The organism is Zooshikella ganghwensis DSM 15267, from assembly GCF_000428585.1.
Lineage (GTDB): Bacteria > Pseudomonadota > Gammaproteobacteria > Pseudomonadales > Zooshikellaceae > Zooshikella > Zooshikella ganghwensis.
In genome coordinates this window covers 1-9,550 of the sequence record NZ_AUAF01000157.1, presented here as the reverse complement: position 1 = coordinate 9,550, position 9,550 = coordinate 1, and the positions used below count along the sequence as shown (strand labels likewise).

Sequence of the window (9,550 nt, the reverse complement as noted above, 5' to 3'; positions counted from 1 at the left end):
GAGGGGTGGCCACGATTCTGAACAAATACAGCCACTTCTCTTATAACCTGCTAATTTTCTTAGCAATACTTATACGCTAGGTAAGCTCTAAACACCCCTTCTACAGACGCAACCTATAACTCTCTGATTTGTAATAGCATTACAGTGACCATTTATTATTTGCTGTTATCTAACCCATGATAAGGTCATTTTACTGAGTAATATCGGTCTGCTTGATGGGAAGCTGTTGGTTGAGTTTGCGGCTCACACCAGATTCGTTCCTATTGAACCCCAGATTTCCGTAAATATTCTCTTAAGCGTCTGTATCGGTCATCTTGCGCTAGCAGAGGTGCAGTTTGCACTATCTCATCTAAGCATTGTCCCAACTCCTGAGTTACCCATTGTTGCTGGTCTGAAATCACAATATCTAGCAGATCTAGTGAGTCCAGAGGAAATTTTTTGCACAAATCTGATTCTTTCAGGAGGTTTAAGGTGTAATAAGGATGTTCAATTGTTTTCAGCCAGTCTTTCATAGCAGCCAAAGCGGACGGAAACTCAGATCGAGCTGCAATGATAAGCTTGGTTAATGATTCAGCGATGCGCGGAGTAGCTAGATCGCGGGACTTGGGCCAAACATTTTGCCAGAACGGCTGAACACAGTTTGTCCAATAATCCTCGCGCTGATCTCCAGCTCCATTTAGAGCCTGAGAGAGAGCCTGGGCTGATTCCTCTAGCCCTTCTTGAGGCAGCGAGCCAATCGCTGATCGAAAATCATCCACGGTATAGTTTTCTAACGAATCGAGCGCTGCGTAAGTAAGAAAAGCTGCGAATTGCTGACGGTGCTCGCCTAGCTCAATATAGTGTTTCACACTCTCTAAAAACTCCGTTTTGAGAGCAGTCAATAAGGGCTGGTGCAAACGTGGTGACCACAAAAAACCTTCCCACACAGCTTTTGCTTCTTTCGGATTATTCCAACTATACAAAGGCAACAGATATTGTTCAGTCCACGTTTGATCCACACGGTAGAGTGCAATTAATCGCGAGCTTAGCAGAACCCGCCCATGACAGAACCGGTCCACATTTACATCGCAGATTTCCGTAAAGAATTGCTTAATGTCAGCAGGAAGATGATCCCCATCATTAGGGCTCTGTTTGAACCAAAAATTGATTAACGCATGTGTGGTATGCCCAACGGGATGATTGATAGCTTCAGTGACAGGGTCAACTAGCTCACCATTGCGAAGTATTCCAGTGCTTGCTTCTAAAGGCAGTTCTAGAACTCGACGGCACAAGTCCAGAAGTATATCTTCTTGCTGATTGACTGACTTTGAAACGATCTCAATCCAGCTCGTTACACTATGGACAATCACCTGAAGGACATCGTCAGGCATACTCTTTACTAGCAAAGCAGCATGGCGCCATGACCGCAACACCATGTCTTCTTCACTCCAGACTTGCAGGGCCGCGCGCCATCGTTCGGCTGGCCAAACGTCATCCTTAGATAAATCACATAGCGCTAACAAGCTGTGAAAGAAGCGGGTGCGGCAGACATCATGCCATGTGTCTTCATAGAAAAATTGCTGTTCAGGAGAAGGCTTTTTGAGCCACTGAACTAGCTCATGCCTCTTTCGAGGTGCAATATCAATATCCCGACTCTCTTCATAGTCTGGATCGCCAGTTCCACTCATCCAGTGGGAAAACTCATCACTCTCGTTGTCCGCCAACTGCCATTTTGGATATGCATCTGACAACTCTTGTAAGCGAACTTGGGCAGTATGACTTAGAGATATCTCAGAGGAATCCAGTTTGGCTAAATGAAGCCATACTGATCGATCCACCAGCTGTTGCCAACGATCTGGTTCTAGATCTTCTCGATACATCTTGCGCAGTGGTCCAGCCAAGATAGCAGCCTCCAAACGTTCCTGAGTCGCCTCTGCTAATCGGTGCCCTTGCAGAACGAACAACCTGAACACCTCCCGCCCCGTATCAGTGGACCATAACCACCAAGCATCATCGGCCAACAGCCAACCCACCCACTGCTCGGGTGCAACACAAGCCTCCTGGCTGGCAGCAAACAGGGCTAGGCGTTTGAAGGTGGGATACGGCAACTCGAACCAAGCCTGAGCAATCCTCGTCGCACGAACACAGTCATTGCTATAAACAGCCAGCCACGCATCACGCAGCAATTCAATTAAACTTACCCAATCACGAAAGCTTCTGTTCTGCCAGTGTGGAGTAATGGAGGGTAGATCCCAGAAAGATCGGTCTCTACGCTCATCAGCTCCACCCAGCTCATGCATCAGGTCCAGCGCATCACGCAGCAGTTGCTGAAAGTCCTCTAACAGTTGTGGTAGTGCAGATGTCCAACAGTGCTCATTGGTAAGTTCTCGTTTGATCTCATGCACATAATCTGCAGTAAGCACTAGCTCCCAATCTACCAGTTGGCGCAGTCGCATTGGTTGATCCGTGCTCTCTTCCTGGTCACTCCAACGAAACGGCTTCTTCAATGTCACCTTTGGCGCGAGCAGTTCGCGTAACTCCAAGCGCAGCGTAGTGGTCAATCCCTCCTGCTTCAGCCGATCTTTCCAACGATAGAGATCGAAATCGCGCGACGGTGATTTCACTCGGTTGCCAAGCAGCAAACGCCAAAGCTTACGCATCAATGGGTCAGGAACTGCATTGGGTGCCTTTGCGCGGATTTCATGTAGTTCGGAGGTATTGCCGCCATGCTCAAGTGAGGCCAAGTCTTTGAGCTTGTTCTCGATCAACTGAGACCAGCGATCATGCAACTGACCGCCACGTTTTGCGATCCAGATGATTAACTCAGGGTCATTCAGATGACGCGTTAACCAGCGGGCTAGATGGTACATAACCTTGTCCCACTGACTGCTATTGATACCATTGGAGGCCAGCAACATTGGTGGCGCACGGTCATAGGGCGCAGGCCGACGAATCAGGCTGAAGCACAATTCAGCATCTACCTTGTCGCGTGGCGGAACGTCAAAACGGGCCAAATCGCTGTGCTGAAAGCGTTCGTCTATAAAGGCCTCTAACAACCACTCCAACGACGGGACAGGGTCGAAATCAGCAAAACATTTGGCCGGCAATCCAGAATTGTCAGACAAAGCCCACAACATCCGACCTACGAAATTATCTTGCTGTGTGCTCACTGATGGCTGTGCTCGTGCATAGCTTACAACGATACTTTCCTTGCCCAGTATGCCATCTCGGTAGACTTCCGCCCATGTCTGCAAGGTTCTGTGCAATGCCGAATGATCATGGCTATTGGCAGGCACATGATAAAGGATGGGTACAACCCCCTTCGCCTCCCACTCGATGGCTTTGCTGTGCTCCTGCCCCGGTGCGCAATCGCCAAAAGCCCAGGCTTCTGGTGTGACTTCCCCCAATATTCGGTCAGCAGCCAACGCATCCATCATGTATCGCAATACAGGATCGTTAATGCTATAGCCAACAAAACAGACCACATAGTTACGGAACAGCTCGCTCACGAAGCGTGCTGCCCAGCGGTCTATAAGATAAGCCAAACCGAAATCACCGCTGGTGAATACCAAACTATTCAAAGCCGTATCTTCAACCTTGCTTGGCAAAAGACCATGCAGGTAGACCAATCCATCCCATCGACTGTTCTTTGGGATCGGAAGCATTGGTGCGGCATATTCTCGAAATGTTTGGCCAGTGCGTTTTGCCGCCGTATGGAACACACGGTCAAAGTTGGTGGTGACCAGCCGCAGTGCACCATCACGGCTGCACGCTAGTCGCAACAATGCTGCATGTGTATCAGTGGCACCCTTGCGGCGCAATTTAGGTTTGAGAGCCTGCTCCAGAGCGCGGCGAACTGCCAGACGCTGCCCTGGAAGCCGCCGCTCCAATAGGTCAAGTGTGGCGTCATACTGCAGACGTTTTCGTGCCTCTTGCTCTATTTCAGATGGTATTGTTTCACACAACCGATAAATTTCATCTACAAGCCCAGAGAAGTCAGGTAGGCCAGCAGGCTTGGAAATGCCCGCACCGCAGAAAAACACCACGCGCCCCTCTTCATGCGCTTGTAAAAGCTCGTCGGGAATGTCAGGGCCGTGGGTAATGAATTGCATTCCTTCTGTTTCCTATCCAATATATGTGTTCATGCGAGTAACTGAGATCTCTGTGAGCCTAGCGCTAAACGAAGCGGCGTACAGATAGCACGTCTTTGCTTGTAAGCTTTTATAGTGAAGTTAAAGCATAAATTTTGAAGTAAAGTTGAAGCACTATTTTTCCTATTTACAACTTCCTGTTGTTATCATTTTGGCTACTTTGTCCATTAGATCTGTTGTTGCATTATGTGTCAGCTGTCTTCCTTCTTCTATATATCCCCAAACTGTGACATCACTTCTCCAACCCCCTTGCTTTTTGATTAACTCAAAGCTGATGTTTTCACGCGATGCAGATGTGGATAAGCCCCGTCGAAAGCTGTGGCTGCTTAATTCAGGGACAAAATCAAATCCGCAAGCTTGGCCAATGGACTTTAGTACATCAGTCACTGAGCCTGGGTAAAGTGCCTGATTATGTATTTGTTGCCACCGGTTCACTCGTCGAAATACTGGACCTGCTGTCGTAGCTGAAATATCTAGCCAATGTTTGAGTGCATTAACAGGGCATACACTGGATGTGCCATAAGGTAAGGCCCGGACCAGTCCATCGCGCTGCTGATCTGTCTTGGATACAGGCAACGTAATTAATAAGCCCTCGGGTTCCCAGGTTAGGTTTTCTCTGGTCATAGCTACTAACTCACTACGCCTGAAAGCGCCAAAAAAACCGACCAAAATAAGGGCAATGTCTCTTGCTCGTTTTGGTGTGTCAGGTTGTTCATAGAGCCATGACAGCATGGTAGCTAAATGCTCCAGTCGCAACGCTTTCGCTTTACGTTTGGGCTGTCCATGGGTGCGTCGTATACCTTCGAGGGTTTTGCGTACAACGGGCACTTGTGTAGGGTCAGACAACCCCTGATATAGGTGCCATTGACTGAGTGCTGTTAGGTGGACAGATAAGGTTCTGGGATTCAGTTGTTCTGCTTGGGCTGTTAAATATTGGACCAAAACTTCTTTGTTAGTTGGTAAGCGTCCTCCCCACTGCTCAAACCGACGAATCGCTGCCCGATAGGTTCTTCTCGTATTATCTGATGTTGCTGCGTGAATATAAGGGTTGCTATGAGTGGCTGGAATGGTTTCATCTTGATTTATCTGTCTTGTGTTCGATAACGGTGGATGACATAAGACAGTTGAATTCAATTTTTCCATTTTTATCTCTTTCCATAGCAGTCAGAAGATCCCTTATTTGTAACAGTATTACAGGTATAGATTTTGACAACTAAAATTATAACCCATGATAAAGTCATTTAGCGTGGGTTAATTTGGTTAAATTTTATCTAGCAGGAGAAGTGTAATATTACATAATATTATGTGGTACATAATACATTACAAAATAATCCAAAGAGGATGGATGATGGCGAGGTCAGGGATTACCTACATTGATGTTTCAAAAGCTGCCCAGTCGATAAAGCTTCATGGGCAAAACCCCACTGTAGATCGTGTATTGGCTTGTTTAGGCACTGGCAGTAAAAGCACCATTGCTCCTTTACTTAAGCAGTGGAAAGATAGTCACATAAAGGAGCCTATCACATCAGGATTGCCCGATGAGCTGTTGAATGCAGTTAAAAGCTTGTATGAGCAAATTAATTGTCAGGCAGATGAGAAAATAGAACACTTTCAAGTGCAATCACAGCAGGATATAGCACAGCTTCAGCAGCAACTGACCACAGCGAATGAAGCCTTATCTTCACTTGCCAGTACGCGTGATGAATTAGAAAGTCAGCTAAAAGCGAAAATTCAAGAGAAAGAAACGTTAGCAGGCCAGCTCAATGCACTAGTCACCAAGCTTAGGCAGAATGAAGCCACACTAAACGGAACTCATCAGCAACTGGTAGACTACAAAGAAACAATAAAAAACCAAAGGGCTGAAGTCAGTCGTGTTCGTGACCATCTAGAACACTATCAAACAGTAATAGCCGAAGAACGACAGCGAGAAAGGCATCAATATCAGTCCCAAATTAACCATCTGGAAGCCAGCTACTCACAGGCAGTTCAGGCCAATGAGCAAATTCAGGGTGATGTGACATTATTGCAAGCAGCGTTACAGCAAACCCAAGAAAAATACCAACAACAGGAAACTTGCAATCACAACATCACGCTTGAATTAAAAATACAAGAGCAAAATAACCAACATTTAACTAGTAAACTCAGTGAGGCATCTAAAAAGATAGCATTATTGGATCAACAATTATTAGCCGCAAATAATCAGTTAAAAAATACTGGAAAACAGCTCGTGATTGTTCAGGCTGAGCGAGATAATTTAAAAATTAATTGTGAAAAATTAGAAAATAAAATGGATGGTCTTTCAGACCAACACCACATCTTGAGCCAAGAAAAAGCATTATTACAAGGGCAATTCAAACAATTACAAAATACAATCGAATGCAAGTAGCCAATGAGCAGCATACATGAAACGGCTTACCCAAGAATAAAGTCAAACTTAAGTCAAAAAGAACTGGATGAGGTTTATACGCCTTCTGAGGAAGAGTTACAGTTTTCTTGGCGCATTGCCCGTCAATCCAATGCACGGATTTGCTTACTAATTCTAATCAAAACCGTTCAACGGCTTGGCTACTTTCAACAGTTAACAGAGATACCTCTCGCAATAATCCAGCATATTACTGATTGCGCCAATGCCAAACGCATCACCCAGCAACGGCTCAAACACTATGACAGCTCAGGTGCTCGCCAGCGCCACATTAAAGCCATTAGGACTTACCTAAAAATTCACCCTTTTAATCAAGGTGGGGAAGCGTTCATGGTGACGGTGGCTGAACGGGCCGCTGATACTAAGCAAGACCTGAATGATATTATCAATGAAGTGATTGAAGAGCTGGTAAAACAGCGTTTCGAGTTGCCTGGTTTTACTACTTTAGTAAAAGCAGCTCGACGTGCTAGAAATAAGGTTAATAGCGGCTGCTTTAATGCACTCTATAAAGCCATGACTGCTTCAGCCAAATCAGCCATAGGTGAATTATTGAAGGTAACCGATGATAATAACAGTGGCTGGAATCGTTTAAAACGAGAACCCAGCCAACCAAAAAGTAAGGAAATTAAGAGTTATCTGAAACATCTCCAGTGGTTGCAAACAATTGCCAGCTTAATGCCACCAGTGCAGGGTATTTCAGCTAGCCGACGTCATCAGTATATTTTAGAGGCCAGGTCATTACATGTTCACTCAATTAGAGAGCTAAAGCCAACCAAGCGCTATGCTTTAGCAGTGATCTTAATCCACTCACAGCTGCAGCAGGCACTGGATAATGTAGCGGACATTTTTATTCGAAAAATGCAGAACCTCCATAGTGCTGCAGAACAAAGCCTTCAACAATACCATTTGGAGCATATTAAACAGACTGACAAACTCATCAAACAATTTCGGGATATGTTGAAAGGCTACCATAATGCAACTGACGACTCAGAACGATTAAAGGCGATCAAGGTTGCAATAAAAAAAGACCCTGTTCAGCTGCTAGAAGAATGTGAGGAGTATATTGCCTACTCTGGAAACAACTATATTCCCTTTATGCTGCCCTCTTATCATCATTGGCGGTCACTGCTGTTCAGCTGCCTAGAATGCCTAACATTAAAGTCTACTTCCCATGATCATAACCTGATGCGTGCACTGCAGTTCGTTCAGGCTCATCGCTCCAGCCACAAAGAGTGGCTATCTATTAGTGCTGGTAACAAGAATCAGCTCAGTTTGCACTGGTTGCCAGAACGTTGGCAAAAGCTCGTCATCAAGAAAAATAATGATAATGTTGCCAGTGAAGTCCACCGTAAATATTTTGAGCTGTGCGTTTTCACCCAAATTATGCAGGAACTCAAGTCTGGCGATATTTATGTCATTCAAGGAGATAAATATGCAGACTATCGAGAACAATTGATTGACTGGGATGCTTATGAGCAGCAAGTGGAAGAGTATGGACAGTTAGTGGGGTTGTCCACTGATCCACAGGAGTTTGTAAAACAATTACAGCAGCAATTTATCCAAGTAGCAAAGGTAGTCGATCAAGCCTATCCCAATAATGCTTTTCTGGAGCTAACTGCCAAAGGCTTTACCCTTCGTAGGCATGAAACAGAAAAGAAACCCAAAGCCATAGAAGACATTGATGGGCTCATTAAGGAACGGATGAAAGAAGTCAGCATTCTCGATATGTTGGTAGAAACAGATAGCTGGTTTAACCTACATCAATCCTTTGGGCCTATTTCTGGTTTTGAGCCAAAAATTGATGAGCCTCGTAAGCGCTTCATCACAACCTTATTTTGTTATGGGTGTAACCTTGGACCAATGCAAACCGCACGATCAGTAGAAGGCATTAGTCGTAAGCAAGTGGCTTGGCTCAATTTACGCTATGTCACAGAAGAACGACTAGAAAAAGTGATTGTAAAAGTCATCAATGCCTACAACAAGTTTCGGCTACCAAAGTATTGGGGAAGTGGTAATCATGCATCCGCAGATGGGACCAAGTGGAATGTTTATGAGCAAAATCTCCTGTCGGAGTACCACATCCGTTATGGTGGATATGGGGGAATTGGCTACTACCATGTATCTGACCAATATATAGCTCTCTTCAGTCACTTTATTCCCTGTGGTGTTTATGAGGCAATCTATATCTTGGATGGGCTAATTAAAAATGAATCGGATATTCAGCCTGATACGGTCCACGGTGACACCCAAGCGCAAAGTGCTCCAGTATTTGGACTAGCCTACCTGCTTGGTATCAACCTGATGCCCCGTATGCGTGGTGTTAAAAAATACACCTTTTTTAGACCAAAAAAAGGCGTTCGCTACCAACACATCAACTCAATATTTAGTGATACAATTAATTGGGATTTAATCAAAACCCATTTACCAGATATGTTAAGGGTTGCTTTATCTATCAAAGCAGGAAAAATTACCCCTTCAACAATACTTCGCCGATTGGGAACTAAAAGCCGAAAAAATAAACTTTATTTTGCTTTCAGAGAATTTGGTCGTGTTATTCGCTCTATGTTTTTACTAAATTACATTAATGATGTTGAGCTACGAAAAACAGTACAATCAGCCACTAATAAAAGTGAGGAATTTAATCAATTTACGCAATGGCTATTTTTTGGGAATGACAGCGTGATTGCCGAAAATGTTCGTCATGAGCAGCGTAAAATTATCAAATACAACCAACTAGTCTCTAATTTAGCTATTTTGCATAATGTAGAAGCCATGACACGGATATTAAAGGACCTACAAGCAGAAGGGCATGAAATTGATGCACAAATACTGAAAGGACTGGGACCGTATAGAACAAGTCATTACAACCGCTTTGGTCACTATACACTGAACCTCAATCAGAAAGTCAGGCCCATGAGTGTCAACATCAAAATATAATGCTAAATCAATAAGTTATATGGGAAGTGGCTGTTTTTGTCCAGAATCGTGGCCACCCCTC

The 9,550-nt window shown here is 44.7% G+C and carries 4 protein-coding genes; 2 read left to right on the top strand and 2 right to left on the bottom strand.

The window, feature by feature from the left end:
• Positions 1 to 260: 260 nt before the first annotated feature.
• A complete protein-coding gene (gene dsr1, locus F607_RS0121875; protein ID WP_027709779.1) occupies positions 261 to 4,091 on the bottom strand; it encodes an anti-phage defense-associated sirtuin Dsr1 in 3,831 nt (1,276 codons plus the stop codon).
• A gap of 162 nt (positions 4,092 to 4,253) precedes the next feature.
• Complete coding sequence (locus F607_RS31090; protein WP_051311730.1) at positions 4,254 to 5,273, bottom strand: site-specific integrase; 1,020 nt, start codon at positions 5,271 to 5,273, stop codon at positions 4,254 to 4,256.
• Positions 5,274 to 5,475: 202 nt separating this feature from the next.
• On the opposite strand from F607_RS31090, the gene F607_RS33135 reads away from it, so the two are divergent.
• Positions 5,476 to 6,516: a DNA-binding protein gene (locus tag F607_RS33135; RefSeq protein ID WP_051311729.1), complete on the top strand. Its 1,041-nt coding sequence runs from the start codon at positions 5,476 to 5,478 to the stop codon at positions 6,514 to 6,516.
• Between the two features lie 3 nt (positions 6,517 to 6,519).
• Positions 6,520 to 9,489, top strand: a complete 2,970-nt coding sequence (locus F607_RS0121860) for a Tn3 family transposase (protein ID WP_027709777.1) — start codon at positions 6,520 to 6,522, stop codon at positions 9,487 to 9,489.
• Positions 9,490 to 9,550: the final 61 nt, after the last annotated feature.